Origin of the sequence: Vibrio sp. SCSIO 43135, from assembly GCF_023716665.1 — a bacterium.
Lineage (GTDB): Bacteria > Pseudomonadota > Gammaproteobacteria > Enterobacterales > Vibrionaceae > Vibrio > Vibrio paucivorans.
In genome coordinates this window covers 814,923-840,956 of the sequence record NZ_CP071859.1, presented here as the reverse complement: position 1 = coordinate 840,956, position 26,034 = coordinate 814,923, and the positions used below count along the sequence as shown (strand labels likewise).

General features: G+C 43.8%; 25 protein-coding genes. 13 read left to right on the top strand and 12 right to left on the bottom strand.

The window, feature by feature from the left end:
* The first annotated feature begins 31 nt into the window (after positions 1–31).
* Entirely contained in the window at positions 32–565 is a 534-nt protein-coding gene (gene fldA / locus J4N42_RS03975) for a flavodoxin FldA (protein ID WP_252029858.1), read from the top strand.
* A gap of 50 nt (positions 566–615) precedes the next feature.
* Here fldA and J4N42_RS03970 read toward each other — a convergent pair whose 3' ends face one another.
* The gene (locus J4N42_RS03970) at positions 616–1,113 is read right to left on the bottom strand and encodes a DUF4442 domain-containing protein (protein ID WP_252029856.1); all 498 of its coding nucleotides are present in this window, start codon (positions 1,111–1,113) and stop codon (positions 616–618) included.
* A gap of 205 nt (positions 1,114–1,318) precedes the next feature.
* On the opposite strand from J4N42_RS03970, the gene fcrX reads away from it, so the two are divergent.
* Positions 1,319–1,768, top strand: a complete 450-nt coding sequence (fcrX, locus tag J4N42_RS03965) for a ferric iron uptake transcriptional regulator FcrX (protein WP_252029855.1) — start codon at positions 1,319–1,321, stop codon at positions 1,766–1,768.
* Between the two features lie 112 nt (positions 1,769–1,880).
* Here fcrX and glnS read toward each other — a convergent pair whose 3' ends face one another.
* A complete protein-coding gene (glnS, locus tag J4N42_RS03960; protein ID WP_252029853.1) occupies positions 1,881–3,551 on the bottom strand; it encodes a glutamine--tRNA ligase in 1,671 nt (556 codons plus the stop codon).
* A 205-nt stretch (positions 3,552–3,756) separates the two neighbouring features.
* Positions 3,757–5,334, bottom strand: a complete 1,578-nt coding sequence (nagE, locus tag J4N42_RS03955; protein ID WP_252029851.1) for an N-acetylglucosamine-specific PTS transporter subunit IIBC — start codon at positions 5,332–5,334, stop codon at positions 3,757–3,759.
* 478 nt (positions 5,335–5,812) lie between these two features.
* Between nagE and nagA the strand changes: the two genes are divergently transcribed.
* From nagA to asnB, 4 genes are all read left to right on the top strand, one after another.
* Positions 5,813–6,949 carry an N-acetylglucosamine-6-phosphate deacetylase gene (nagA, locus tag J4N42_RS03950; protein ID WP_252029849.1) on the top strand — a complete coding sequence of 379 codons (1,137 nt, stop codon included), beginning with the start codon at positions 5,813–5,815 and terminating at the stop codon, positions 6,947–6,949.
* Positions 6,950–6,951: 2 nt separating this feature from the next.
* Positions 6,952–8,166 carry a DNA-binding transcriptional regulator NagC gene (nagC, locus tag J4N42_RS03945; RefSeq protein WP_252029847.1) on the top strand — a complete coding sequence of 405 codons (1,215 nt, stop codon included), beginning with the start codon at positions 6,952–6,954 and terminating at the stop codon, positions 8,164–8,166.
* Between the two features lie 81 nt (positions 8,167–8,247).
* On the top strand, positions 8,248–9,837 hold the full coding sequence (locus tag J4N42_RS03940; protein WP_252029845.1) for a cation:proton antiporter domain-containing protein: 1,590 nt from the start codon (positions 8,248–8,250) through the stop codon (positions 9,835–9,837).
* 265 nt (positions 9,838–10,102) lie between these two features.
* Positions 10,103–11,767 (top strand): asparagine synthase B, encoded by a 1,665-nt coding sequence (gene asnB, locus J4N42_RS03935; RefSeq protein WP_252029843.1) that lies wholly within the window; start codon positions 10,103–10,105, stop codon positions 11,765–11,767.
* Positions 11,768–11,808: 41 nt separating this feature from the next.
* On the opposite strand, the gene rfaH is transcribed toward asnB, so the two are convergent.
* A complete protein-coding gene (gene rfaH / locus J4N42_RS03930) occupies positions 11,809–12,306 on the bottom strand; it encodes a transcription/translation regulatory transformer protein RfaH (protein ID WP_252029841.1) in 498 nt (165 codons plus the stop codon).
* Between the two features lie 295 nt (positions 12,307–12,601).
* On the opposite strand from rfaH, the gene J4N42_RS03925 reads away from it, so the two are divergent.
* The gene (locus J4N42_RS03925) at positions 12,602–13,990 is read left to right on the top strand and encodes a peptide MFS transporter (RefSeq protein ID WP_252029839.1); all 1,389 of its coding nucleotides are present in this window, start codon (positions 12,602–12,604) and stop codon (positions 13,988–13,990) included.
* Between the two features lie 67 nt (positions 13,991–14,057).
* Here the strand turns inward: J4N42_RS03925 and hemH are convergent, their stop codons facing one another.
* From hemH to htpG, 3 genes are all read right to left on the bottom strand, one after another.
* On the bottom strand, positions 14,058–15,014 hold the full coding sequence (hemH, locus tag J4N42_RS03920) for a ferrochelatase (RefSeq protein WP_252029837.1): 957 nt from the start codon (positions 15,012–15,014) through the stop codon (positions 14,058–14,060).
* A gap of 167 nt (positions 15,015–15,181) precedes the next feature.
* Positions 15,182–15,826 carry an adenylate kinase gene (gene adk / locus J4N42_RS03915; protein ID WP_252029835.1) on the bottom strand — a complete coding sequence of 215 codons (645 nt, stop codon included), beginning with the start codon at positions 15,824–15,826 and terminating at the stop codon, positions 15,182–15,184.
* Between the two features lie 341 nt (positions 15,827–16,167).
* Positions 16,168–18,072, bottom strand: a complete 1,905-nt coding sequence (gene htpG, locus J4N42_RS03910; RefSeq protein WP_252029832.1) for a molecular chaperone HtpG — start codon at positions 18,070–18,072, stop codon at positions 16,168–16,170.
* Between the two features lie 263 nt (positions 18,073–18,335).
* On the opposite strand from htpG, the gene J4N42_RS03905 reads away from it, so the two are divergent.
* The 4 genes from J4N42_RS03905 (at position 18,336) to J4N42_RS03890 (ending at position 20,836) form a co-directional block, all read left to right on the top strand.
* Entirely contained in the window at positions 18,336–19,184 is an 849-nt protein-coding gene (locus J4N42_RS03905; RefSeq protein WP_252029831.1) for a winged helix-turn-helix domain-containing protein, read from the top strand.
* Between the two features lie 11 nt (positions 19,185–19,195).
* On the top strand, positions 19,196–19,711 hold the full coding sequence (locus J4N42_RS03900; RefSeq protein WP_252029829.1) for a regulatory protein ToxS: 516 nt from the start codon (positions 19,196–19,198) through the stop codon (positions 19,709–19,711).
* Positions 19,712–19,783: 72 nt separating this feature from the next.
* Positions 19,784–20,539 (top strand): sulfite exporter TauE/SafE family protein, encoded by a 756-nt coding sequence (locus tag J4N42_RS03895; protein ID WP_252029827.1) that lies wholly within the window; start codon positions 19,784–19,786, stop codon positions 20,537–20,539.
* Between the two features lie 18 nt (positions 20,540–20,557).
* Positions 20,558–20,836: an Rdx family protein gene (locus J4N42_RS03890; RefSeq protein ID WP_252029825.1), complete on the top strand. Its 279-nt coding sequence runs from the start codon at positions 20,558–20,560 to the stop codon at positions 20,834–20,836.
* Positions 20,837–21,146: 310 nt separating this feature from the next.
* Here J4N42_RS03890 and yfcE read toward each other — a convergent pair whose 3' ends face one another.
* The 5 genes from yfcE to J4N42_RS03865 are packed head-to-tail and all read right to left on the bottom strand — an operon-like array spanning position 21,147 to position 24,009.
* Positions 21,147–21,692 (bottom strand): phosphodiesterase, encoded by a 546-nt coding sequence (gene yfcE / locus J4N42_RS03885; RefSeq protein WP_252029823.1) that lies wholly within the window; start codon positions 21,690–21,692, stop codon positions 21,147–21,149.
* Between the two features lie 47 nt (positions 21,693–21,739).
* Positions 21,740–22,147, bottom strand: coding sequence for a CBS domain-containing protein (locus J4N42_RS03880; RefSeq protein ID WP_252029821.1), 408 nt, complete (start codon positions 22,145–22,147; stop codon positions 21,740–21,742).
* On the bottom strand, positions 22,144–22,494 hold the full coding sequence (locus J4N42_RS03875; protein WP_252029819.1) for a P-II family nitrogen regulator: 351 nt from the start codon (positions 22,492–22,494) through the stop codon (positions 22,144–22,146). The genes J4N42_RS03880 and J4N42_RS03875 overlap by 4 nt, the downstream gene beginning before the upstream one ends.
* On the bottom strand, positions 22,484–23,278 hold the full coding sequence (locus J4N42_RS03870; RefSeq protein ID WP_252029817.1) for a DUF1538 domain-containing protein: 795 nt from the start codon (positions 23,276–23,278) through the stop codon (positions 22,484–22,486). The genes J4N42_RS03875 and J4N42_RS03870 overlap by 11 nt, the downstream gene beginning before the upstream one ends.
* Positions 23,275–24,009 (bottom strand): DUF1538 domain-containing protein, encoded by a 735-nt coding sequence (locus tag J4N42_RS03865; protein ID WP_252029815.1) that lies wholly within the window; start codon positions 24,007–24,009, stop codon positions 23,275–23,277. The genes J4N42_RS03870 and J4N42_RS03865 overlap by 4 nt, the downstream gene beginning before the upstream one ends.
* 219 nt (positions 24,010–24,228) lie before the next feature.
* Here J4N42_RS03865 and J4N42_RS03860 point away from each other — a divergent pair, with 219 nt between their 5' ends.
* Both J4N42_RS03860 and J4N42_RS03855 read left to right on the top strand, forming a co-directional pair.
* A complete protein-coding gene (locus tag J4N42_RS03860; RefSeq protein WP_252029813.1) occupies positions 24,229–25,143 on the top strand; it encodes a TIGR01777 family oxidoreductase in 915 nt (304 codons plus the stop codon).
* Between the two features lie 13 nt (positions 25,144–25,156).
* Positions 25,157–25,984, top strand: coding sequence for an SDR family oxidoreductase (locus tag J4N42_RS03855; RefSeq protein WP_252029811.1), 828 nt, complete (start codon positions 25,157–25,159; stop codon positions 25,982–25,984).
* Positions 25,985–26,034 lie beyond the last annotated feature (50 nt).

The window sequence follows — 26,034 nt, the reverse complement described above, 5'->3', positions numbered from 1 at the left end:
GACAACAGACAATATTAAAGGTAATGATTCTATGGCAAGTGTAGGTATCTTCTTTGGTAGCGACACAGGCAACACTGAAGCTGTTGCTAAGATGATTCAAAAGCAACTAGGTAAAAAGCTAGTTCACGTTCAAGACATTGCAAAAAGTAGCAAAGAAGATATCGATAACTTCGATTTGTTGCTGCTTGGCATTCCAACTTGGTATTACGGCGAAGCACAGTGTGACTGGGATGATTTCTTCCCAGAACTGGAAGCGATCGACTTTTCGACCAAGCTAGTTGCGCTATTTGGTTGTGGAGACCAAGAAGATTACGCTGAGTACTTCTGTGATGCGATGGGTACTATTCGCGATATCGTAGAAGCAAAAGGAGGCACAATCCTTGGATACACTTCAACAGACGGCTATGAGTTCGAAGCTTCCAAAGCGCTAGTTGAAGGCGATGACAGCCAGTTCGTTGGTTTATGTATCGATGAAGATCGCCAACCAGAACTAACTGAGCAACGTGTAAATACATGGGTTAGCCAAATCCACGAAGAAATGTGCTTGTCTGAATTAGAAGACTAAATAGTACGTATTCGCAAAAAGCCTCCCATTGGGAGGCTTTTTTATTCGCGCTAGCTTTGTAGGGCTTCGGTTTCTCTATACTGCGGTTTCTTCCTCACGTACAACTTGCGTTGCACTTCCGACACAACGTTCCCCTGAGCGTCTTTGACATAAATTATAAACTCTGGGAAGCACTTTTCACCACTAGCGGTAATCGATAATATCTCTTCCAATTGTTGCTGAGACACCTGAAACTCTGCGAACAAATCACTTTGTCCCGGTTTGATAAAGTTAATGCTAGCTTCTTTGTCCCATACGTAATATTGCTCACCCAAAATACCCATTAGCATTAATGAATAAACTGGGTCAGTTAGTGAAAAGATGCTGCCGCCATATTGGGTCCTATTCGCATTTTTGTTCCACCAACGTAGTTTCAACTTCATGCGAACTTCACGAAAATCATCACTGATCGACAGTATTCTAATACCTGCTCCCCAAAAGGGTGGCCAGACGTTGAGTGCAAACTTAACGATGCCGGGTTTATATACTTTAGCGAGAGATTTGTTCATCTTAGCTGGGCCTGATTTTTGTAATTATCCATATTTGTTACATAATTGTAACTGGTCTAATCAGTTTATAAAGTGACTTAAAACGAATTTACAAAAAAATCATAGTAACCCTTTGAAGTTCGTGGTTTATTGTTCCGTACGTCTACCCTATAATGAGGGTAATTATGAATTCTGTTATCGCTGCAGATCATCAACAGGAAAGTATATGTCAGATAATAACCAAGCACTCAAGGATGCTGGTCTTAAAGTTACCTTACCAAGACTCAAGATTTTAGAAGTATTACAGCAACCTGAATGCCAGCACATCAGTGCGGAAGATCTCTACAAAAAGCTGATTGATCTAGGCGAAGAGATCGGTTTAGCAACGGTATACCGTGTATTGAACCAATTTGATGACGCAGGCATTGTCACTCGTCACCACTTTGAAGGTGGTAAGTCTGTATTTGAGCTTTCTACTCAGCACCACCACGACCACTTAGTGTGTCTCGACTGTGGTGAAGTAATTGAATTTTCAGACGACATTATTGAAGAACGCCAAAAAGAGATCGCTTCTCAATACAATGTGGTTTTAACTAACCACAGCTTGTATCTTTATGGCAAATGCAGTGATGGAAGTTGTAAAGACAACCCTGATGCACACAAACCTAAGAAATAATTAAAAACGTCAGCTTCGGCTGACGTTTTTGTTTGTGCGCCGCTATGATTACCTATTTTGTATAATCAAAAAATGCCAGTCATAAGACTGGCATTTTCGTATTTCAAACTAATTACTTAGTTTCTATTTTAGCCCACGTATCACGTAGCCCGACAGTGCGGTTGAAAACAAGTGATTCAGCACTTGAGTCTTTAGAGTCAACACAGAAATACCCAGTACGCTCAAATTGGAAGCCCTGCTCTGCAGATGCTGCCGCTAAGCTAGGCTCAACGTAGCCTTGAACCTTAACAAGTGATTCTGGGTTAATCGTATCAGCGAAGTTGTCAGCCGCAGCAGGGTTAGCCACTGTGAATAAACGGTCGTACAAGCGAATTTCTGCCGGAAGACCTTTATCCGCTGATACCCAGTGAATAACACCTTTCACTTTGCGGCCATCAGCAGGGTTCTTACCCAAAGTTTCGGCATCGTATGAACAGAAGATCGTCGTGATATTACCTTCTGCATCTTTTTCAATACGTTCAGCTTTGATTACATACGCACCACGTAAGCGGACTTCTTTACCCAGTACTAAGCGCTTGTATTTCTTGTTCGCTTCTTCGCGGAAGTCATCGCGTTCAATCCAAACTTCGCGTGTAAATGGTACTTCACGATTACCCATTTCTGGCTTATTCGGGTGGTTAGCAACCGTAAGCGTTTCCACTTTGTCTGCGTCGTAATTTTCGATAACAATCTTAACCGGATCGAGCACAGCCATCGCACGAGGTGCGTTTTCATTTAGGTCATCGCGAATACAAGACTCTAATGAACCAAACTCGATCATGTTCTCTTGCTTAGTGACGCCAATACGCTTACAAAACTCACGGATAGATGCAGGAGTGAAGCCGCGGCGACGTAAACCAGATATTGTTGGCATACGTGGGTCGTCCCAGCCTTGAACTAAATTTTCAGTCACTAGCTGACTAAGCTTACGCTTAGACATTACCGTGTATTCAAGGTTTAGTCGGCTAAACTCGTACTGGCGAGGCTGACAATCAATAGTAATATTATCCAAAACCCAGTCATACAGACGACGGTTGTCCTGGAATTCTAATGTACAGATTGAGTGAGTAATTCCTTCCAGCGCATCAGAAATACAGTGAGTGAAATCGTACATCGGGTAAATGCACCATTTGTCGCCTGTCTGGTGGTGGGTAGCAAAACGAACACGATATAGCACAGGATCGCGCATCACCATGAATGAAGAAGACATATCGATCTTAGCACGTAGACACGCTTTCCCTTCTTCGAAGCCGCCGTCACGCATTTTTTCAAATAGCGCAAGGTTCTCTTCAGGGCTGCGGTCGCGGTATGGGCTTGCTTTACCAGGCTCTTTAAGCGTGCCACGGTATTCGCGGATCTGCTCAGGACTTAGCTCGTCAACGTACGCTAAGCCTTTATTAATTAATTCCACAGCATAAGCGTAAAGCGTATCGAAGTAGTTTGATGAGTAACAAATGTCACCCGACCATTCGAAGCCTAACCAGCTTACATCATTCTTAATTGACTCAACGTATTCAACGTCTTCTTTTTCAGGGTTTGTATCGTCGAAGCGAAGATTACACTGTCCCTGATAGTCCTGAGCAATACCAAAATTTAGGCAAATTGATTTAGCGTGTCCGATATGCAGGTAACCATTTGGCTCCGGCGGGAAACGAGTATGCACGCTTGTGTGTGTACCATCCGCAAGATCTTTATCGATAATTTGACGGATGAAATTCGATGGACGAGCCTCAGCTTCACTCATCTATAGCACCTCAATGTATTTAGTATTGTCAGAATATATAGCAGCTAATGATCCACAATTCTTTGCCCTAGCACAACTAGAACCATAGCCAAAATCGTAATCTTTTATGCTGTTCGCTGAAGAATACACCGAACTGTAGAAATAGATAAAGAAAAAGCCTCCCATTGGGAGGCTTTTAAGAAGAACTTACTAATCAGCGTAGTGATTATGGAAGTTTCACATCCGATAGGTCTTCACCAGCACCGATTGCTTTCATTTCGCCAGCAACGATTTCAGCTAGTGGGCCAAGGATAACTTGAAGGTTGTTCTCACCTAGTTTCACAACACCCTTCGCACCGAGCTTCTTAAGAACTGCTTCATCTGCGATTGAGCGGTCTTTAAGAGTTAGACGTAGACGAGTGATACAAGCATCGATAGCTGTTAGGTTTTCGTGACCACCTAGTGCTTTTAGGTATTGGCGAGCTAGGTCACCTTTAGCAGCATCACCTGCTGCTGGTGCTGCAGCTTGCTCTTCGTCATCGTCTTCACGACCAGGCGATTTCAGGTTGAATGCGCGGATAGCGAAGCTGAAAGTGAAGAAGTATAGAGCACCAAAAGCTAGACCGATTAGTAGTAGAACGAACGGCTTAGTTGCTAGACCCCAGTTCAATACGAAGTCGATTAGACCAGCAGAGAAACCAAAGCCGTGTAGCGTACCAAACATGTTTGCAACAACTAGAGATAGACCAGTAAATACAGCGTGCATTGCGTATAGTGCTGGAGCTAGGAATACGAACATGAATTCTAGCGGCTCAGTGATACCCGTTAGGAATGAACAGAATGCTACTGAGAATAGTGCACCACCCACTTGGCTACGTTTTTCAGCTGGAGCAGCTAGGTACATTGCTAATGCAGCACCAGGTAGACCAAACATCATTACAGGGAAGAAACCGTTCATGAATACGCCAGCGCCTTTGTCGCCGCCGAAGAAGCGGTGCAGGTCACCAGATTTAACTGTTTCAGTCACTTCTTTCACTGTTGCTGTGATTTCAGGAGTCACAGAGTTTGCAAATGTAAACGTGTGCTCTTGACCAGCCACTAGAGTTTTCGCTAGTGCAGGGTCTACACAAAGTTGCTGTAGAGCAGGAAGAGCTTGACCAGCAGCCTGTGCACCAGTAATCGCGATCTCTTGACATGTACCCATACCGAACCAGAAGTAAGAGTTCAGTACGTGGTGCAGACCTACAGGGATAAGAGCGCGGTTAAGAGTACCGTAAACAAACTGACCAATTGCGCCTGAAGAAGATACCGCGTGCGCCAGTGCGTCTAGACCACCTTGGATAGCTGGCCATACCACACCAGAGATAGCACCCGCAACTAAAGCAAACAGACCAGCCATAATTGGCACTAGGCGTTTACCAGAGAAGAAAGCTAACCACTCAGGAAGGCGAGTTGCATGGAATGCATTGTATGCGTGACCTGCGATAATACCTGCAAAGATACCACCGAAGAACGACATATTAACGCTCGCATCGATGTTTGTAGCAGTTGCAGTCAATACAAAGTAAGCAACAGCACCTGCTAAACCAGCTGCACCAGAGCCATCTTTAGCAAGGCCGATTGCAATGCCTAAACCAAATAGCAAAGGTAATTGGCTAAAAATTGCATTACCAGCCGAAGCCATGAACGCAATATCAAGTAGGTCTGGCTGACCCAAGCGTAGTAAAAGCGCCGCAACAGGAAGCGTTGCGATAGGTAGCATAAGAGCTTTACCTAACTTCTGCGCATATCCAAGAATATTCACCTTAAGTTCCCCCTATAGGATTTTTTGTATTTTGCTCGAGACACTTTTTTTAGTCCCTCAATTTAGTCCTCATCAGTTTATGATATTAATTTTGCTCCGCAAATTAAAACCTTACCATTTGTGATCCTAATCACCAGAAACAGGCAAATCTCAAGGTTTTTGCTAGCTAGATCATAAAACTTATTTTACAATTCAAAAAAATGACTAATTGGCGATAATATTTGGTTATTTCATTGCTCTAACAATCTTAGTTGAGAGTATAGGTATAAAGGGTTCATACCGAATTCCGATAGATATTTTCACTGCATTAACAGTGGTGACGATTTCGCCAGAGAGGAAAGAACAGCTCTACATTTTGAGAGACGAATAGAAGATTTTTTGCAACCTAATTGAACTATACGAATAAAGTTAGGATCTCACTCAAATATAAGCCGTTCAGTATTTAATAATTACTCAATTTCATAAGGATTAGCTGACTATGTACGCGCTAACTAACTGTAAAATCTTCACTGGCAGCGACGTTCTAACGGAGCACGCTGTTATTGTAAAAGATGGGCTGATCGAATCAGTTTGCCCAGCAGCTGAATTACCACAAGATATCGAGTTACGCGACCTTGATGGAGCAAACCTAAGCCCTGGTTTTATTGACCTTCAGCTCAATGGTTGTGGTGGCGTAATGCTAAATGATGAGATTACTGCAGAAACCATGCAAATCATGCATGAGGCCAACCTTAAGTCCGGCTGTACGAGTTTCTTACCGACTCTGATTACCTCTTCCGACGAAGACATGCGCCAAGCAATTACTGCAGCTCGCGAATACCACGACAAGTATCAAAACCAGTCTCTAGGTCTACACCTCGAAGGGCCTTACCTCAATGTCATGAAGAAAGGTATTCATAGCGTTGACTACATTCGTCCTTCTGACGACAGTATGATTGATTTAATCTGCGAAAATGCAGACTTGGTGGCTAAAGTAACACTTGCGCCAGAACATAACGATCCAGCACATATTGAGCGCCTGAAGAAAGCAGGCATTGTTGTATCAATCGGCCACACAAATGCGACTTACACTGAAGCTCGTAAAGGCTTCGAAGCAGGCATTTCATTTGCAACTCACCTATTCAACGCTATGACGCCAATGGTTGGTCGTGAACCTGGCGTGGTTGGCGCTATTTACGACACACCTGAAGTATACGCAGGCATCATTGCCGATGGATTCCATGTCGACTACGCGAACATTCGAATTGCCCACAAAATCAAGGGTGAAAAGCTCGTATTAGTGACCGATGCCACAGCTCCTGCAGGTGCTGACATGGATTACTTTATTTTTGTTGGCAAGAAAGTATATTACCGAGATGGTAAGTGTGTTGATGAAAACGGCACACTGGGCGGCTCAGCTCTCACAATGATTGAGGCAGTACAAAATACTGTTGAGCACGTCGGTATCGCTTTGGACGAAGCTCTACGAATGGCTACTTTGTATCCAGCAACTGCAATGGGTGTCGAAGACCAACTAGGCCGAATTAAGAAAGGCATGGTTGCGAACCTAACTGTATTTGACCGTGACTTCAATGTTCAAGCGACTGTTGTAAACGGACAATACGAGCAAAGTTGAGAATGAATGGCGGACAAATAGGTAACGTAGATCTAGTTAAACAACTAAACAGTGCAGCGGTTTATCGCCTTATCGACCAGCAAGGTCCTATCTCAAGGATCCAAGTCGCTGATGTGAGCCAACTTGCACCGGCTAGTGTTACAAAAATAACCCGCCAATTGTTAGAGCGCGGCCTGATTAAAGAGGTTGCCCAACAAGCTTCAACTGGTGGTCGAAGAGCGATTTCTCTGACTACCGAAGTGGAACCTTTCCACTCTGTCGCGGTGCGTTTGGGCCGCGACTACCTTCAAATTAGCCTATACGATCTAGGCGGTCGTGAACTTGTCTCCACTCATCACGAGCTTTACTACACCAACCAAAATGAATTGTCTGATGGGCTTATTAGCCACCTTAAACAGTTCATATCCAGCCACCAATCGACCATAAACCAACTGGTGGCAATCGGTATTGCCCTGCCTGGCCTAGTTAATCCAGAGACCGGTGTGGTTGAATACATGCCGAATACGGATATCGATAACCTAGCATTGAGCGATCTCATTAAAGATACGTTCCACGTAGAATGTTTCGTTGGTAATGACGTTCGCGGGATGGCGTTAGCAGAGCACTACTTCGGCGCTACTCAAGACTGCCAAGATTCCATCTTAGTCAGCGTCCACCGTGGTACTGGTTCAGGTATCATTGTAAATGGGCAAGTGTTCCTCGGTTACAACCGAAACGTAGGCGAAATTGGACATATTCAGATCGACCCACTCGGCGAACAATGCCAGTGCGGTAATTTTGGTTGTCTAGAAACCGTTGCAGCTAACCCAGCGATCATTGAACGAGTTAAAAAACTCATCGCGCAAGGGTATGAATCTTCGCTATCAAGCCTAGAAAGCATCTCGATTCAAGATGTTTGCCAACACGCCAATAATGGCGATGAACTGGCGAAACAAAGCTTAGTTCGAGTCGGAAACCAACTTGGTAAAGCGATCGCCATCACCATCAACTTATTTAACCCTCAAAAAGTTGTTATCGCTGGTGACATTACGGAATGTGAAGATATAGTCTTCCCTGCTATCCATAGAAACGTTGAAAACCAGTCTCTAACTACTTTCCACAAAGATCTCCCAATCGTCGTTTCCCAGATCGATCACCAGCCAACTATGGGCGCCTTTGCAATGATAAAACGCGCTATGCTGAATGGCGTTTTGTTACAAAAATTGCTCGAAGACTGAGCAGCTTAGTTACAATTTGATGTACAATTCCGGGCTGTGTATTACACAGCCTTTTTGTTAGCTTGGATTCAGTTTTACGTTATGGATATCATTTTAATTTCCGCAGCCTTTGTGGCTGGCCTCATCGCCTTGAAATGCAACTTGCCACCTTTAGTCGGTTTTCTTTTAGCAGGGTTTGGTTTAAGTGCTTACGGCTATCAATCCAGTGAAGCCATCATCACACTCGCTGATTTGGGTGTAACTCTGCTTCTCTTTACGATTGGACTTAAACTCGATATCAAGACGCTTCTCTCCAGAGAGATTTGGGCCGGCGCCACCATACACAATTTAGTCTCCACCTTATTTTTTGTCGCCGCGCTACTGTTTTTCAAGCTATTAGGCGTGTCTAGCCTTGGTGCAATGGCCATTGAACAAATCGTTCTACTGGCATTTGCCTTGTCATTTTCAAGTACCGTATTTGCCGTTAAAGCATTACAAGAAAAGGGGGAAATGAATGCGACGTACGGTACACTCGCAATTGGTATCTTGGTTATGCAAGATATCTTCGCCGTGCTGTTCTTAACCGCTTCTACCGGAAAGGTTCCCGAATGGTATGCCATCGCCCTATTTGCTTTACCTTTACTGAAGCCTCTATTCTTCAAACTCCTCGATAAAGTAGGCCATGGCGAAATGTTAGTTTTGCTGGGCGTATTTTTTGCTTTAGTGGTTGGTGCTGGCCTGTTCGAGTTTGTGGGTATGAAGCCAGACTTAGGCGCGCTGATCCTTGGGATGATGCTAGCTGGACATAAAAAAGCTTCAGAACTTTCAAAATCATTATTCAACCTTAAAGAACTATTCTTAGTCTGCTTTTTCTTAAACATAGGTTTATCAGAACAACCGACTCTATCTGGCCTTGCTCTCGCTATTCTGTTTTTAACTCTACTTCCTATCAAAGGTGTGCTTTATTTCTTAGTACTTAATCACTTCAAATTTCGTGTACGCACTTCGCTCCTCGCGTCTTTAACACTGTTTAACTTCAGTGAATTTGGACTGATTGTCGGTGGATTAGCCTTCAAAATGGGTTGGATGTCAGGTGATATTCTAGTCGCACTTGCCATCGCCGTTTCTATCTCTTTTGTTATCGCAGCGCCTATCAACCGTAAAGGCCACCAGCTATACCAACGTTCAAGTCGATGGCTCAAAGAACATGCCGCCGAGAAGTTGCATACCAAAGACCAGTTAATCAACCCAGGCCATGCCCAAATTTTGATCTTAGGTATGGGCCGGATTGGTAGTGGTGCCTATGATGAACTTCGCACTCGATACGGAAAAATCAGTTTAGGTGTAGAGGTTCGAGAAGACGCTGCTCACCAACATCGTTCTGAAGGACGGAATGTCATTGCAGGCGATGCAACCGACCCAGATTTTTGGGAGCGTATATTAGACACAGCTAATGTAAAACTAGTTCTTTTAGCGATGCCTCACCACCAAGGAAACCAGATAGCATTAGAACAGTTAAGAAGGCGTAATTTCCAAGGGCAAATTGCAGCGATTGCCGAATACCCCGATCAATTGGAAGGTTTGCTAGAAAATGGTGTCGATGCCGCATTCAACATCTACAGTGAAGCCGGTAGTGGCTTTGCTAGACACGTGTGCGAGCAGCTTAACCCCAGCTTTACCAAACCTAACTAGATAAAAATCAACGGGTAAACCAGAATTGGTTTACCCGTTTTGCTAAATGTCATCATCACTTCCCCGTCAAATCTGTCAATCTGAACCACTAAACTGGTTATTATCACGACACAATTTAGATTTCATATACCAAACAATACTTTTAATTAGATAAAATTCACCACCAAGCTTTTAATGCCATTTTTTTTCTCCTTTGCTGTTGCTTTTCTTAACCAAACTGGCAAATTGAAGGCAACAGGTTAAAGAATTTTTAAAAGGAAGTTTTATGTGTTCAGTATTTGGCATCTTAGATATAAAAAGTGATGCATCTGCACTGCGACCAATCGCACTAGAAATGTCAAAAAAGCTACGTCACCGTGGTCCGGACTGGTCTGGAATCTACTCATCTGATAAAGCAATTCTCGCACACGAACGCTTAGCTATCGTTGGCCTAAACAGTGGCGCACAACCACTTTATAGCCAAGATAAGAAGCACATTCTTGCTGTAAATGGCGAAATCTATAACCACAAAGAAATTCGTGCTCGTTACGAAGGTAAATATGAGTTCCAAACAGACTCTGACTGTGAAGTCATCCTAGCCTTGTATCAAGAAATGGGTGCAGATCTACTGGAAGAACTAAACGGCATCTTTGCGTTTGTTCTTTATGATGAAGAAAAAGATCAGTACCTAGTTGGGCGCGATCATATTGGTATTATTCCGCTTTACCAAGGTTACGATGAGCACGGTAACTACTACGTTGCCTCTGAGATGAAAGCACTCGTTCCAGTATGTAAAACTGTTAGCGAGTTCCCTCCAGGTTGTTACTACGGTTCTGCAGACAGTGAACCGCAACGTTACTACAAACGTGATTGGAACGAATACGCTGCAGTTCAAGGTAACAGCACAAGTAAAGAAGATCTTACTGAAGCTCTCGAAGCTGCAGTAAAACGTCAGCTAATGACGGACGTACCATACGGTGTATTACTATCCGGTGGCCTAGACTCATCTATCACTTCCGCTGTTGCTAAACGATTCGCGGCAATGCGTATCGAAGATGACGAGCAATCCGAGGCCTGGTGGCCACAGCTACACTCATTCGCAGTTGGCCTTGAAGGTGCACCAGATTTAAAAGCCGCTCGTGAAGTGGCGGATCAAATCGGTACTGTTCACCATGAAATGACTTACACCATTCAAGAAGGCCTTGATGCCATTCGCGATGTTATCTACCACATCGAAACCTACGATGTCACTACGATTCGCGCATCGACTCCTATGTTCCTAATGGGTCGTAAGATCAAAGCTATGGGCATTAAGATGGTGCTTTCAGGTGAAGGTGCAGATGAAATCTTTGGTGGCTACCTGTACTTCCATAAAGCGCCAAACGCGAAAGAGTTCCACGAAGAAACTGTTCGTAAACTACTCGCTCTAAACATGTTTGACTGTGCGCGAGCGAATAAATCACTTGCGGCATGGGGTGTCGAAGGTCGTGTACCATTTTTGGATAAAGAGTTCATCGATGTTGCTATGCGCCTAAACCCACAAGATAAAATGTGTGGTAATGGCAAAATGGAGAAACACATCCTACGTGAGTGTTTCGAACATTATCTGCCTGAGTCAATCGCTTGGCGCCAGAAAGAACAGTTCTCTGATGGCGTAGGCTACAGCTGGATTGATACGCTAAAAGAAGTTGCTGAATCGAAGATTACTGATCAGCAAATGGAGACTGCGGCTTATCGCTTCCCATACAACACGCCAACAACCAAAGAAGGCTATGTATATCGCGAAATCTTCGAGGAGCTATTCCCGCTAGAGTCAGCGGCGCAGTGTGTGCCTGGTGGTCCATCTGTCGCTTGTTCATCTGCAAAAGCCATTGAGTGGGATGAGTCATTTAAGAACATGGCTGACCCTTCTGGCCGCGCGGTACAGAGCGTTCACAACGACTCTTACTAAAAATAGCTAAGAAAAAGAAAAGGCACCTTTCGGTGCCTTTTTTAATTTAAGTCTAAATCACTGTTTTTTATACTCATTGGGACGACCTGACTGATCATCTTAACCAACATAATAGAACGAGCTTCACCATCAGCTTCTTGGTAAATAGCTTCTATACCAGCGAACTGACCGCCTTTAACCCGTACCGTCTGCCCCTTTTCAGGTAATGCTTCGGTATTCGGTTCAACCGCTTCTCTTTCAATTTGCTTAAGCCCATATACCAGATCCCCCTGAAGCTCTTGTGGCTGAGGGCCCTGACGCACAAAATCAACAACACCTCGCGTTGAGCGAACAGTGGTAAAAGTTGGGCCAATTTCAAAATCAAACCGGACGAATACATAGCAAGGGAACAAAGGCTCTGTCTTAGTTTGCCTTTTCCCTCGCACGATTTTCTCTACCTCTATTTCAGGGTAGTAGCACTCTACTCCTTGATTTTCTAGGTGTAACTTGGCGCGAAGTTGCTCTCCACGCTTACAATATAAGAGGTACCAACGCTTCATCGTTAAGCCATTTTATCCTTTTGCTTAATCCTAACACCATCATGCTACGCAATGCAGCCATTCCCTTACCGTCGAGCAGTTTATTGCCAATTCAACCACTAATCACATTCAAAACTGAAAAATAAGTTTGTAACACGAATTTTTTGCCTCTATTTGAGATAGAAACGCCTATTTATTAATAACTTACAACACAGCATTGACGCAGTCTATCAATCCACCTCATTGCAGATAAGTCCACCACATTGTATACGTAACACCACATTAAATTCTCTAATAACTAAAATAAGCAATATTTATGACAAACCAACATCAAATATTAGGTCACCCACGGGGGCTGTTTTTACTGTTTGGCACTGAACTTTGGGAGCGATTCTCATACTATGCAATGCGTGCCATTTTGGTTCTATACCTTACTGATGCCACAATGCATGGCGGACTCGGTTGGTCCACCAAAGATGCTCTCGACCTCTACGGGATTTACACAGGCTTAGTATATATCACCCCATTGATTGGGGGATACCTAGCTGATAACTACCTTGGCCAGCGCCGTTCGATTTTGATTGGTGGTGCGCTAATGGCCATTGGCCAATTCACTCTTGCTCTACCAGCAGATGCTCTAGGACTAGGATCTCTTCATACCTTTTATCTTGGTTTGGCGCTACTGATTGCCGGTAATGGTTTATTCAAACCTAACATTTCGACTATGGTGGGTGATTTGTACCAAGAAGGTGATAATCGACGCGATGGTGCGTTTACTATCTTCTATATGGGCATAAACTTGGGGGCTCTTCTTGCCGGCGTAGTTTCTGGCTCAGTTACAAATTCATTCGGATGGAAAGCTGGTTTCATTGCTGCTGGTACAGGTATGTTGATCAGCTTAGTGATGCAAATGACATTCGCTCAATCATGGTTAGGCGATATCGGTAAAGTTCCTGCAGCTAAACGCGAACTTGCGATAAAAAAAGCAGCCAAGAAAGAGCCGTTGACCAAAGAAGAAGTAGACCGCATCAAAGTCATTCTCGTTATGAGCTTGTTCACTATTGTATTCTGGGCAGGCTTTGAACAAGCCGGTGGATTGATGAATATCTATACTCAACAATATACGGATCGAATGATCGGAAGCTTTGAAGTTCCTGCGGCTTGGTTCCAATCGCTCAACCCGTTCTTCATTATTACTCTTGCGCCGGTATTAGCTGTTCTATGGGTTAAATTGGGCAAGCGCGAGCCAAACTCTCCCGTTAAATTTGCGCTAGCAATGTTCTTCCTCGCTTTAGGTTTCTTGTGCATGGTGGGTGCAGTAATGGAACAAGGTGGTGACACTAGCGTGAAAACTTCAATGCTGTGGTTAGTCGGCGCTTTCTTCTTCCACACTCTGGGTGAGTTATGCTTATCGCCAATTGGTTTATCACTGGTAACCAAATTAGCGCCACTTCGTTTGGCATCACTTATGATGGGGGCATGGTTTGGTTGTAATGCTATCGCTAACTATGTTGCTGGGTATGTAGGTTCGCACGTTGGCGAGCTAGGAGCACTTGCTATATTCAGTGGTATTGCAGTAACAGCGCTGATCAGCGGTGTGATCCTGCTGTTATTTTCAAATACCCTTGTCCGTTGGATGCATGGTGCCGAATCAACAATTAGCTCTGCACAGGAAATTGAGGAGCAACAAACTCAAATCGCTTAATGTCTTAACCAAGTACGGTGACAACGAGAATTAAACAGGGCACTCTAGGTGCCCTTTTGGGCTATTTTCAGCCTTCGATAAGTGAAACCATCATCGCTATGTGATCGTCAGAGTCATTCAAACACGGGATATAATTGAACGACTCTCCTCCCGCTTCAATAAAGGTTTCTTTACATTGATCAGAGATCTCTTCTAGCGTCTCCAAGCAGTCGGATGAAAATGCTGGAGTCATAATATCAAGCTTCTTAACACCGTTAGAAGGCAAGGTTTCTAGCGTTTTGTCAGTGTACGGTTGAAGCCATTCTTCTCGGCCAAAACGAGACTGATAAGTCATCCCAATCTGGTGATCTTCCAAACCTAGCTCTTTTGCTAGAAGCTCTGTCGTAACTTGGCAGTGCCTCGGATAAATGTCACCGTTGTCAGCAAAGCGTTTAGGAATACCATGATAGGAGCACAATAAATAATCCCCCTTACCATTGCTCTCCCATGAGCGCCGTACCGTCGCTGCCAATGCCTTAATATACAAAGGGTGGTTATGGTAATCACGAACAACACGGTGGCCTGGCACTACTGAGACTTGCTTAAACACTTTTGCCAACCCATCAACCACTGCTGCCGTCGTAGTTCCTGAGTATTGCGGGTATAAAGGAAGCACTATAATGTCTTCTACACCTTTAGCGAGCAATGCATCAACGCCACTTCGTAAACTTGGTGAGCCATACGTCATCCCCAACTCTACTGGGATCGTCAGTATCGCTTCGAGTTTCTTTGCTTGTCGTTTTGAATAAACCAGCAGTGGTGAGCCCTCATCCATCCAGACACTCTGATAGAGCTTGGCGACTTTAGGAGCACGAATCGGCAAAATAGCACCATGTAAAAGTGGGCACCAAAGAAAACGATTCATATCAACTACGCGCTTATCGTGTAGGAATTCACCCAAAAATCGTTTCACAGCAGCCGGTGTCGCTGCATCAGGCGTGCCCAGATTTACTAACAACACACCCTGTTTTTTATTGTTATTCATAGTTCTCTATTGCTTTAGTAAAGCCGTTGATACGTAAAAAAGGCATTCTCAGATCACTCTGCGAATTGCGGTAATCAGCAATCAATATTGAGAAGATTGAGCATAAAAAAACGACCTCAAAGAGGTCGCTTTAATATATCAAAATAATAAATTCGCTATGAAGCAAATTATGCTAGTGCTTTCTCAATATCTGCACTAACTTCAGCAACTTGCTTAGTACCATCAAATTTAAGGTACTTAGTGTTACCTGCTTCTGCTTCTTTACCGTAGTAAGAGATTAGCGGTGCAGTTTGATCATGGTACACACCTAGACGAGCACGTACAGTTTCTTCTTTGTCGTCATCACGAACAACTAGGTCTTCACCTGTCACGTCATCCTTACCTTCAACTTTAGGTGGGTTGTACACAACGTGGTATGTACGACCAGATGCTAGGTGAGCACGACGACCAGCCATACGCTCAACAATTACATCGTCAGCTACGTCAAACTCGATAACGTAGTCAACGTTAACGCCCATTTCTTTTAGGCCATCAGCTTGAGGGATTGTGCGCGGGAAACCATCAAGTAGGAAACCTTTTTCGCAGTCATCTTGAGCAATACGCTCTTTGATTAGACCAAGGATGATTTCATCAGAAACTAGCTGACCAGCGTCGATTACTGCTTTAGCTTGCTTACCAAGCTCAGTACCGGCTTTGATAGCAGCACGCAGCATATCACCAGTAGAGATTTGCGGAACACCGTATTTTTCCATGATGAAATTAGCTTGTGTGCCTTTACCTGCACCTGGAGCACCTAGAAGAATGATGCGCATGTTTAATCCTCTTTAGACAATAATGATTTATACCGAAGCTCACAGTAAGCACTTACTAATAACAGTTTGCGACGATAAGTTTCGGTATAAGGTTTTTAATTTATGGATTCGATAACTGCGGGCAAAAATACACGCGTTACCTGTTGTATTCAAGACCAACAGTATTCAAGTGCGGCATTCTACCATACATTTCACGGTATGGGCTTGCCTTACGACTAAAGAATGCTATCGGTTGTTGCAAATCACCACATAGACCTGAATGTTGCCTTCATTTCAGCGATGTTTGCGACATTTAAACCCAAAAGCTCGCAAAAATGCGAGCTTTTGAGGTCCGTTGGCAATTACACCTTAGTCAAAAGCGTGTTAATAGCGCCTAAGAACTGTGACGGATCTTCCATCGCTCCACGTTCCGCTAACATCGCTTGGCCAAGCAATACTTCAACCCAGCGACCAAACGCTTGTTCGTCGGCTTCATCAGCCATACGTTTAACAAGCTCATGCTCAGGGTTAATCTCAAAGATGTATTTCACTTGAGGAACTTCTTGGCCCGCCGCTTCTAGCAACTTAGCCATCTGAGTACCCATTTCGAAATCATCCGTTACCACCACTGCCGGTGTTGAAGCCAGTTTAAAGGTAGTACGTACTTCTTTAACACGGTCGCCCAAGTACTCTTTTGTGCGCTCTACAACCGATTTGAACTCTTCTTCTGTTTCTTTCTGTTTCTCTTTTTCAGCTTCGTCTTCGAATTTACTTAGATCTAGGCCCGCTTTTGTGATCGACTGGAATTGCTTACCATCGAACTCAGTTAAGTAGTTCATCAACCACTCATCGATGCGATCAAACATCAGAACAACTTCAATGCCTTTTGCTTTGAACTGCTCAAGGTGCGGGCTGTTTTTCGCCGCTGCGTAACTATCAGCAGTTAGGTAGTAAATAGTATCTTGGCCTTCTTTCATACGTTCAACATAGGAAGCCAAAGACACTGTTTGCTCTGAAGAGTCCACTTCTGTAGAAGCGAAACGTAGTAGACCAGCGACCTTTTCTTTGTTCGCCATATCTTCTGCTGGGCCTTCTTTCATTACAAGGCCAAACTCTTTCCAAAAGCTTTGGTATTTCTCTTCGTCTTTCTTAGCCAATTTATCAAGCATTGACAGAACACGCTTAGTACACGCACCACGTAGCGATTGAGTTACTTTGTTGTCTTGCAGAATTTCACGAGAGACGTTTAAAGGAAGATCATTTGAATCAATTAAGCCGCGAACGAAACGTAAGTATGACGGCATGAACTGCTCGGCGTCATCCATGATGAATACACGTTGCACATACAATTTAAGACCTGACTTATGATCACGATTCATCATATCCCAAGGTGCTTTAGCTGGAATGTACAGCAAGCTCGTGTAGTCATTCTTACCTTCTACACGGTTGTGGCTCCAAAGTAGAGGATCGGCAAAATCGTGAGACACGTGCTTATAGAACTCTTGGTATTCTTCGTCGCTAACATCAGACTTGTTACGAGTCCATAGCGCTTGAGCTTTGTTGATCTGTTCCCATTTAGTCTCGTCGGTATCTTTCCCTTCTTCATCTTTTACTTTGGTTAAGATAGAAACAGGAATTCCAATATGATCTGAGTATTTGCCGATCACTTCACGTAAGCGCCACTCATTCAAGAACTCTTTACCGTCTTCACGCATATGCAAAACGATATCGGTACCACGAGTTTCCTTAGAAATGCTCTCAATGGTGTACTCACCCTCACCTTCAGAGTGCCATTGAACCGCTTCATCAGCGCTCAAACCTGCTGCACGAGTACGAACCGTTACTGCATCAGCCACAATAAACGCAGAATAGAAACCAACACCAAACTGACCGATCAGTTGCGAGTCTTTAGATTGCTCTTCAGATAACTTTGAGAAAAACTCAGCAGTACCTGATTTCGCAATGGTACCTAGGTGTTCAATGACATCATCACGGCTCATACCAATACCGTTATCTGAGATCGTTAGAGTATTTGTCGACTCGTCAAACGACAGTTTTACGCCAAGATCAGCATCGCCCTGGTATAAATCTGGATTAGAAAGTGCTTGAAATCGCAACTTGTCAGAGGCATCAGATGAGTTTGAAATCAACTCACGTAGGAAAATCTCTTTATTCGAGTACAAAGAGTGAATCATCAAGTGAAGTAACTGTTTTACTTCAGATTGAAAGCCGCGAGTTTCTTTATTTGTTGTTGCTGTTTCGCTCATGTTAGCTCCATAACAATCAATAATGATGGCGTTGGTTCAAAAATTGCCCAAACGCGATTAATTAAGATTTGCTAGTTAACATGAGGATGACAAATGTAAATTCAAGGTCAAAAATCATAAAAACACTGTTTTTTTGATCAATTTTGTTTATGCTATGCGCAAAATTTATCAAAGAAGCTAAAACCATTCGATTGAGATTTACCGTGATCAATCTCAAACTATGGGGTTAGCAGCCTGCAACGTGATATATAAAGAAGAAATCAATGAGCAACATAGGCACTAAATTTATTCTTGCAAGTCGGTTCACTTTTGATCCCAACAGTAATTCGCTGGTTGATCAAGAAAATGACTCGGAAATAGTTCGCTTAGGAAGTAATGAAAGCCGAATTCTCCTACTGCTTTCAGAACGTCCAAATGAAGTCGTAACGCGTAATGATCTTCATGAGTTTGTTTGGCGTGATCAAGGCTTTGAGGTTGATGATTCAAGCTTGACTCAAGCCATCTCGACTTTGCGCAAAATGCTGAAAGACTCCACTAAATCTCCTCAGTTTGTCAAAACTGTGCCTAAACGTGGCTACCAGTTAATCTGTTCAGTTGAACAATCTTCACCACTTTCAGGTGGCGAAAATGCGCCACAGCCAGTTGAAGAGCCTATCGCAACTACGACAGCTACTGTTGTCGAAGAAGCAACTGAGTCAGTAGAAGCACCTAAAGTACAAACGCCAACTCAAGCAACGCCCGTTGCGAAAGCAAAAATGAGCATGCCTACTCGTATTCTGCTAGCGCTTGCTGTGTTGCTACCTTTGTGTGTAGTACTGTTTACGAACCCAGCTGAATCCAAGTTTAGAGAAGTGGCGGTTTACCATAACGTACCGGTTATGACTCCAACCAACCACCCAGAAATCAAGTCTTGGTTGCCTTCAATTGAGCAATGTATTCTTCGTTACAAAGAAACGCATACTAACGAGCTTGCTCCAGTTGAAGTCATTGCAACTGGTGGTCAAAACAACCAACTGATCCTCAACTATATACACGGCATAGACTACTCAGGTGAAAATGTGACAGTAAGAATGGTTGCTGAACAAGAAGACCTTGGCAAAGTGTGTAAATAGGAAACGTAGAAATGACTCAAAAAATTGCATCTATTATTTTGCTACTTTCTGCGATTTTTAGCGGATGGTTATACTGGGGCAGCGACCTTAAAGTAGAGCAAGTCCTGACTTCTAACGAATGGCAATCACGTATGGTAACAGTACTAACTGAAGCCGCTCAAGAAGAGTCAGTTGGCCCTTTACGCAAAGCAGACGTAAATTCGAATGTAAAATACCTGCCAAACGGTACTTACATTCGAGTCTCTACCGTTCGTTTGTTTGCAGAAAACACCGACAATGAAGTTTTAATTAACATCTCAGAGTCGGGAGAATGGGATATCAGCGACAACTACTTGCTCGTGTCACCAAAAGAATTTAAAGATGTCTCTTCAGCACAATCTAAAGACTTTACTGAAGAGCAGCTTAACTTGATTACACAGTTGTTTAAAATGGATGCACAGCAAAGCCGTCGCATCGATGTGATCAACGAAAAAGCGCTTCTACTTACCAGCTTAAGTCATGGTTCAACGGTGCTATTCACAAACTAGTCTTTGTGAAGTTTAATGACATACCAATAGGGAGCTTAATGCTCCCTTTTGTTTATAGGAATATTGCTCAGCATGGAATGGCTACAATCACTCACATTATTTTTCGGCTCACTCATTGCAAATATATTAGCAGCGATGTCAGGCGGTGGGGCTGGCCTACTTCAATTCCCACTACTGATTTTTCTTGGTCTGCCCTTTTCTATTGCGCTAGGCACGCACAAAGTGGCCAGTGTCGCACTTGGTGTTGGTGCAGCTTACACCCATATCAAGCAACGTACCCTCCACTACCCTAGCGCATTAGCCATCATAGTTATTGGCTGTATTGGCGTAATTGTCGGTGCGAATATAGTACTGGCCATTCCTGAAGTTATTGCAGAAAAGCTACTTGGCACCATGATATTAGCTCTTGGGATATACTCTCGTTTTAAAAAGCAGCTCGGGCAAACTGAATCTCCGATCAACAGAACTTTATCTGGATGGGTTGTCGGCGCTATTGTGCTGGTTGTAATAGGAATAATTAATGGTTCGTTAACCGCAGGTTCTGGGCTATTGGTCACGCTCTTCCTAGTACGTTGGTTTGGGTATAGCTACAAGCAAGCAGTCGCTTACACTATGGTTTGTGTTGGTATTTTCTGGAATGGCATGGGGGGGATTGCAGTCGCGCAAGCAGGCGCCCCCATCTACTGGCCATGGATTCCAATTCTGCTTGTTAGCTCATTTTTAGGTGGTTCACTTGGTGCAGCCATAGCCACCAAACAAAGCAATAAAACGATTAAAATCTGCTTTGAAGTGCTCACTTTTGCCGTCGGTATCAAGCTGCTGGTTTAAAACAAGGAAAGTCATACCATGATAAAAGCCAAAATTGAAATACACTATTGTCGACAATGTAATTGGATGCTCCGCTCAACATGGCTAACCCAAGAGCTCTTACACACGTTTAGTGAAGAAATTGACTCTGTCTCTCTACATCCAGATACTGGTGGGCGATTTGAAATCGTGTGTAACGGGCTCCAAGTGTGGGAACGGAAAAAGGATGGCGGATTTCCAGAAGCAAAAGTTCTAAAACAAAGAGTCCGGAATATCATTGCCCCAGATCTAGACCTAGGGCATGTCGACACTAAATAATTAGGGTCTGTTGATCTTTCGCGGTTAAATTTTGTTCGAGATAAAATAGTTTTAGGCGAGGCGAAGACTGTGTAGCCTAGTCATTCTAAGCAAATAGTCTTCAACAAAGTATAAAACGATTTTAGTCCGGGGCGCGTAGCCGAACCCTTGGGCAGCCTTTGTGGTTCATTTCTACTGCGTTATCAGCTTCTCATGTAGGCTAGCTACACATCAAAGCCTCTGCCTGCTCTTGTTTGTAAAGAAATAGAAATTTCCCACAAAGTGCTGCAAAAATCAGCTCGAAAGGTCAACAGACCCTAGTTGCTCAATTTTAAAAATCAGTCTCTGCGATAATATCACCTTCAAAGCTTACTACCTGAAACGGACCATTATCATACAGACCATAACTAGCCGGGAACTCTTGCCGAGGAAACGTCACTGAACCAGGGTTAAACACTACAATATCATCAACCCACTCAGCACATGGAATGTGTGTATGTCCATGTGCAATGGCATCTCCAGATTTGAGATTTGGACGTTTATCTTGGTTGTATAAATGCCCGTGAGTAAGAAAGATCCGTTTATGCTCTTCGAGCAGTATCCATGAGTAATCAGTCATCATTGGAAACTCGAGTAACATTTGATCCACTTCGCTGTCGCAGTTTCCGCGTACCGCGATGATGGAGTCGGTATATTGATTAAGACGCTCGGCCACTTTAGGTGGGTTATACCCTTCAGGAACAGGGTTTCGTGGTCCGTGATTGAGCGTATCACCTAATAATACTAACGTTTGTGCACCCGATTGTTCGAACTTCTCAAGCACACGTTCAGTTGCAACTAAACAACCGTGTAGGTCAGAGGCAAAAAAGAGTTTCACGCCACTATCTCCTCAAATTAATTGAGGGCATTCTACGGCGTTCATTCCTATTCGTCATCCCTTGCCATGCCATTCACGACAATATTGTTGTAACTGACCATACCAAGGACTTCGCCTTGCCGAATCACAGGCGCTCTACTAATACCAAAACGTTCAAACAGACGAGCACAGTACTTGACGTTCATGTCTGGGTCTACCGACAACGCTGGTTTAGTCATAATCTCATAAATATTGGTTCGTTTCGGGGAGCGGTTTTTCGCCAACACCTTTTTCGCGATGTCATTCATCAATACAATGCCGAATTCATCATCATCGTGACGTTTCTTTACAATAAGCGCTTTCACGCTATGCTTTCTCGCCAACTCGATGCCTTCATGTACCGTAGTTAAACCATCCACAATGACATATGTATTGGCCATTACATCTTGTACTTTGACTGTATCTCGATTGTTCATAACTCATCCTCAACCACTTTAGTCAATGTCTCAACTTGGTGGGCAACACCAACCGCATCTTCAACATCAATCTGAACCGCAATCCCCTGCCCTGATTCCTGATCAAACTCCCCTACTTCACTAATAGTTTCCAATATGTGCCGTGCTAGATGCTCTTCTACAACAAACAACAGAACGTCTTTTTGCACCTCTAGCGTGAGCCCAAAAAAGGTTCGCTTTTTGTTTAGGCCCTGACCTCTTGCGTGATTAATGACTGTTGCCCCTGTCGCTCCAGCACTTCGCGCAGCATCAAGAACGATGTCAGTTTTAGCTTCTTCGACAAAGGCCAAAATCAATTTAAAGCGCATTGTTGCTCTCCTTAGGGTTGGCACCTCGGTTCAGCCACTGCGTGATTTGGGCATACGCCATCACCGAGATGATTGGAAATAAACTAGCAAAAGCAATTAAGCCAAAGCCGTCGATCATTGGATTTCGCCCAGGAACAGTAGAAGCTAACCCCAAGCCTAATGCAGCAACCAATGGCACCGTCACCGTTGAGGTTGTCACTCCCCCCGAATCATAAGCCAGCGGCACAATGAGTTTGGGTGCGTAGAAAGTTTGTATCACTACAACAACATACCCAGCGATGATGTAATAGTGAATAGGATCGCCGACTACGATACGGTAACAGCCCAATGAAATACCAACCGCCACACCAATCGCAACAGCAACGCGTAACCCATTAACACTAATACTGCCTCCTGATACTTCACTTGCTTTCATTGCGACTGCAATAAGGGAAGGCTCTGCAATTGTGGTACTAAAGCCAATACAAAAAGCAAACAAGTAAACCCAGTAGTAATCCACCCAGCTCAAGGCACCTTGTAACGTGACTTTGAAATTTGCTAAAAAATGGGGAGCGGTAAGCTGCTTTGCCATAGTCTCGCCTAACGGAAACAAAGCGAGTTCTAAACCTATTAGAAACAGGGACAACCCCAAGATGACATAGACAAAGCCCAACAAAACACTCGAAAGGTTGTTGATTGGGCGGCGTAAAATTGCGAATTGGAAACCGAAAAGAATCGATGCAATAGGTATCACATCCATAATGGTATCAAACAGGGTGTTAGTGAATGTGGTCAACGCAATCATGCCAGCACCATCCCATAGATCATTACAAACATCATCGGTAATAGCGACGCGAAAGCAATAAGGCCAAAGCCATCGATCATCGGATTTCTTCCGTTAATTGACGATGCAAGCCCAACACCTAACGCAGTAACCAAAGGAACAGTGATAGTAGACGTCGTAACACCACCAGAATCATAGGCGATACCGATTATGTTATCTGGTGCAAACCCGGTGAGAATAACGACACCAATATAACCACCAATAATCATGTAGTGAATTGGCCAGCCTTTTAGGATTCGAAGCACGCCCACCATGATTGCAATACCGACCGATAACGCAACGGTGTATCTCAAACCATTAGCATACTCTTCTTTACCAAGTTCACTGCTTTCGATCATCCCACCTTCAGCCGCCACATCCGCGGCTTCATCAGCAACCGCGGTTAAAGCAGGCTCGGCAACCGTTGTGCCAAATCCTAAACAAAAAGCAAAAATAAGTAGCCAAACTACACTTCCTTTGCGAGCAAAAGCTTGTGCCATTGCTTCCCCAATAGGAAATAGCCCCATCTCCAATCCAAAGATGAAAAAAGTTAAGCCTAATACCACCAGCAATAGGCCAAATGCAATGGATACAATGTTGGGAAGGGGTTCTTGCAGCACTACAAGTTGGAAAAACGCAATAACCGCTACAATCGGGAGTAGATCCCTCGCACTACTCAACATCGCCCGTAACAGCGCTCGCAGCGTATCCATACTTGCCCCTCTTGATTGCCTATTTTTATCATGGCAAATAGAAAGGCGTGTCGATGTGATAACCGTTACGGCTCAAGAATAAAATCAAAACAATGCTTTAAAGTGTGAACACTTCTATGCCAATCTGTTTCCAACTAATAAATTTGCCACATACTGAGATTATACTGTTGCCAGCAAAACTGAGCTAAGTTGCTATAATTACGACAAAAGGAGGGGTAAATGAAGATACTGTTAACAGGAGGTTCAGGGCTTATCGGTCGGGAACTGCTAAAACATCTTACAACATACCAAGTTGTCGTACTCAGTAGAAATATTTCAAACGCCAAACGTAAGCTCGCCCATGTGGACCTTGGCAATATCTCCTACCTATCCAGTTTAGATGAATTGCATGACTTCAATGACTTCGACGCAGTGATCAATTTAGCAGGAGAGCCGATCGCTGATAAACGGTGGAATGCCACCCAAAAAAAACAAATCTGCAATAGCCGCTGGAATCTTACTGAAAAGTTGGTAGAGCTCATTCACGCAAGTACTGAGCCGCCTTCCGTGTTTATTAGCGGTTCAGCCGTAGGCTATTACGGCGATCAACAAGCTCATCCCTTTGACGAAAGCCTACACTCTAGCAGCACAGGATTTGCCCATGAGGTATGCGATCAATGGGAGACTATTGCTAAACGAGCTCGTTCCGAGAATACTCGGGTTTGTCTATTACGTACCGGCGTGGTGCTATCACTAGAGGGTGGAGCGCTGGTAAAAATGCTACCTCCCTATAAGTTTGGCCTAGGTGGACCGATTGGGAGTGGAAAACAATATATCCCTTGGATTCACATACTAGATGCAGTCAAAGCCATCACCTTCTTGCTTAATACCTCACACGCCAATGGAGAGTTCAACCTGAGCGCTCCCCATCCTGTTACAAATAAAGAATTTAGCCAAACACTCGCGAAATCCCTTCACCGACCTCACTTGGGAATTGTGCCTAAATGGGGTATCAAACTTATCATGGGTGAAAGCTCATCACTGCTATTAGATAGCGTTAGAGCAAAACCGAAAAAACTGACCGAGTTAGGTTTTCGATTTAGCTACTCTAGAATCGAGCCAGCTTTAAGAAACCTACTTCAACATCAAGAATAGAACTCCTACCTATATGAACAAATGGATTTTAATCACCGGTTGCTCTACCGGGATTGGCTATACCGCCGCACATGCACTTAAAAATAGAGGCTACAAGGTCATTGCCTCTTGCCGTCAACAAAAAGACGTTGATAGATTGATTGAACAAGGTTTTACTAGTTTGGTTCTCGACTTAGCAGATCAGGGCTCCATCGATAGAGCTGTCAACGAAGTGATTGAAATCACTCAGGGAAACTTATACGCACTATTCAACAACGGTGCTTACGGACAACCCGGTGCGCTAGAAGACTTACCCACAGAAGGACTACGCGAGCAGTTTGAAGCTAACTTTTTTGGTTGGCATCATTTAACTACCCAGCTGATTCCTTTAATGCGCAGTAATAATCAGGGTCGGATTATACAAAATAGTTCGGTGTTAGGATTTGCAGCAATGAAATACCGCGGCGCTTACAATGCCTCTAAATTTGCACTGGAGGGTTGGACCGATACTGTGCGCTTAGAGCTTATCGGCAGTGGTGTCCATATCGCTTTAATAGAACCAGGGCCGATAGAAACCGCGTTTCGAGCCAACGCGCTAACTGCTTTTAAAAAATGGGTATCAATTGAGGGAAGTGTTCACCAGCATCACTATCAACAGCAAATGGACCGACTTAGTGATACTCAATCCAAAAATGCTTTCGTCTTGCCACCAGAGTCCTGTATTCCACCACTGATTCATGCGTTGGAAAGCAACAAGCCTAAGCTCCGCTACCGAGTAACAACGCCGACCAAAGTTTTCGCAATACTCAAAAGGCTATTACCAGGCGCTTGGTTAGATAAAATTTTGCGAAAGGCGGCATAAAAAAATATTTTCCACTGTAATTATTTCGTAATAATGAGAAGGCATTATAA

Excerpts from the sequence above, each read along its gene's own strand:
- J4N42_RS03940 (WP_252029845.1), top strand. The coding sequence starts at position 8,248 with ATGGATATCATTTTAATTTCCGCAGCCTTTGTGGCTGGCCTCATCGCC.
- glnS (WP_252029853.1), bottom strand. The coding sequence starts at position 3,551 with ATGAGTGAAGCTGAGGCTCGTCCATCGAATTTCATCCGTCAAATTATC.
- J4N42_RS03865 (WP_252029815.1), bottom strand. The coding sequence starts at position 24,009 with ATGGATACGCTGCGAGCGCTGTTACGGGCGATGTTGAGTAGTGCGAGG.
- hemH (WP_252029837.1), bottom strand. The coding sequence starts at position 15,014 with ATGAATAACAATAAAAAACAGGGTGTGTTGTTAGTAAATCTGGGCACG.
- J4N42_RS03895 (WP_252029827.1), top strand. The coding sequence starts at position 19,784 with ATGGAATGGCTACAATCACTCACATTATTTTTCGGCTCACTCATTGCA.
- fcrX (WP_252029855.1), top strand. The coding sequence starts at position 1,319 with ATGTCAGATAATAACCAAGCACTCAAGGATGCTGGTCTTAAAGTTACC.
- J4N42_RS03905 (WP_252029831.1), top strand. The coding sequence starts at position 18,336 with ATGAGCAACATAGGCACTAAATTTATTCTTGCAAGTCGGTTCACTTTT.
- J4N42_RS03880 (WP_252029821.1), bottom strand. The coding sequence starts at position 22,147 with ATGAACAATCGAGATACAGTCAAAGTACAAGATGTAATGGCCAATACA.
- J4N42_RS03970 (WP_252029856.1), bottom strand. The coding sequence starts at position 1,113 with ATGAACAAATCTCTCGCTAAAGTATATAAACCCGGCATCGTTAAGTTT.
- J4N42_RS03925 (WP_252029839.1), top strand. The coding sequence starts at position 12,602 with ATGACAAACCAACATCAAATATTAGGTCACCCACGGGGGCTGTTTTTA.
- adk (WP_252029835.1), bottom strand. The coding sequence starts at position 15,826 with ATGCGCATCATTCTTCTAGGTGCTCCAGGTGCAGGTAAAGGCACACAA.
- nagC (WP_252029847.1), top strand. The coding sequence starts at position 6,952 with ATGAATGGCGGACAAATAGGTAACGTAGATCTAGTTAAACAACTAAAC.
- rfaH (WP_252029841.1), bottom strand. The coding sequence starts at position 12,306 with ATGAAGCGTTGGTACCTCTTATATTGTAAGCGTGGAGAGCAACTTCGC.
- J4N42_RS03855 (WP_252029811.1), top strand. The coding sequence starts at position 25,157 with ATGAACAAATGGATTTTAATCACCGGTTGCTCTACCGGGATTGGCTAT.
- fldA (WP_252029858.1), top strand. The coding sequence starts at position 32 with ATGGCAAGTGTAGGTATCTTCTTTGGTAGCGACACAGGCAACACTGAA.
- nagA (WP_252029849.1), top strand. The coding sequence starts at position 5,813 with ATGTACGCGCTAACTAACTGTAAAATCTTCACTGGCAGCGACGTTCTA.
- J4N42_RS03860 (WP_252029813.1), top strand. The coding sequence starts at position 24,229 with ATGAAGATACTGTTAACAGGAGGTTCAGGGCTTATCGGTCGGGAACTG.
- J4N42_RS03900 (WP_252029829.1), top strand. The coding sequence starts at position 19,196 with ATGACTCAAAAAATTGCATCTATTATTTTGCTACTTTCTGCGATTTTT.
- J4N42_RS03870 (WP_252029817.1), bottom strand. The coding sequence starts at position 23,278 with ATGATTGCGTTGACCACATTCACTAACACCCTGTTTGATACCATTATG.
- J4N42_RS03890 (WP_252029825.1), top strand. The coding sequence starts at position 20,558 with ATGATAAAAGCCAAAATTGAAATACACTATTGTCGACAATGTAATTGG.
- asnB (WP_252029843.1), top strand. The coding sequence starts at position 10,103 with ATGTGTTCAGTATTTGGCATCTTAGATATAAAAAGTGATGCATCTGCA.
- htpG (WP_252029832.1), bottom strand. The coding sequence starts at position 18,072 with ATGAGCGAAACAGCAACAACAAATAAAGAAACTCGCGGCTTTCAATCT.
- J4N42_RS03875 (WP_252029819.1), bottom strand. The coding sequence starts at position 22,494 with ATGCGCTTTAAATTGATTTTGGCCTTTGTCGAAGAAGCTAAAACTGAC.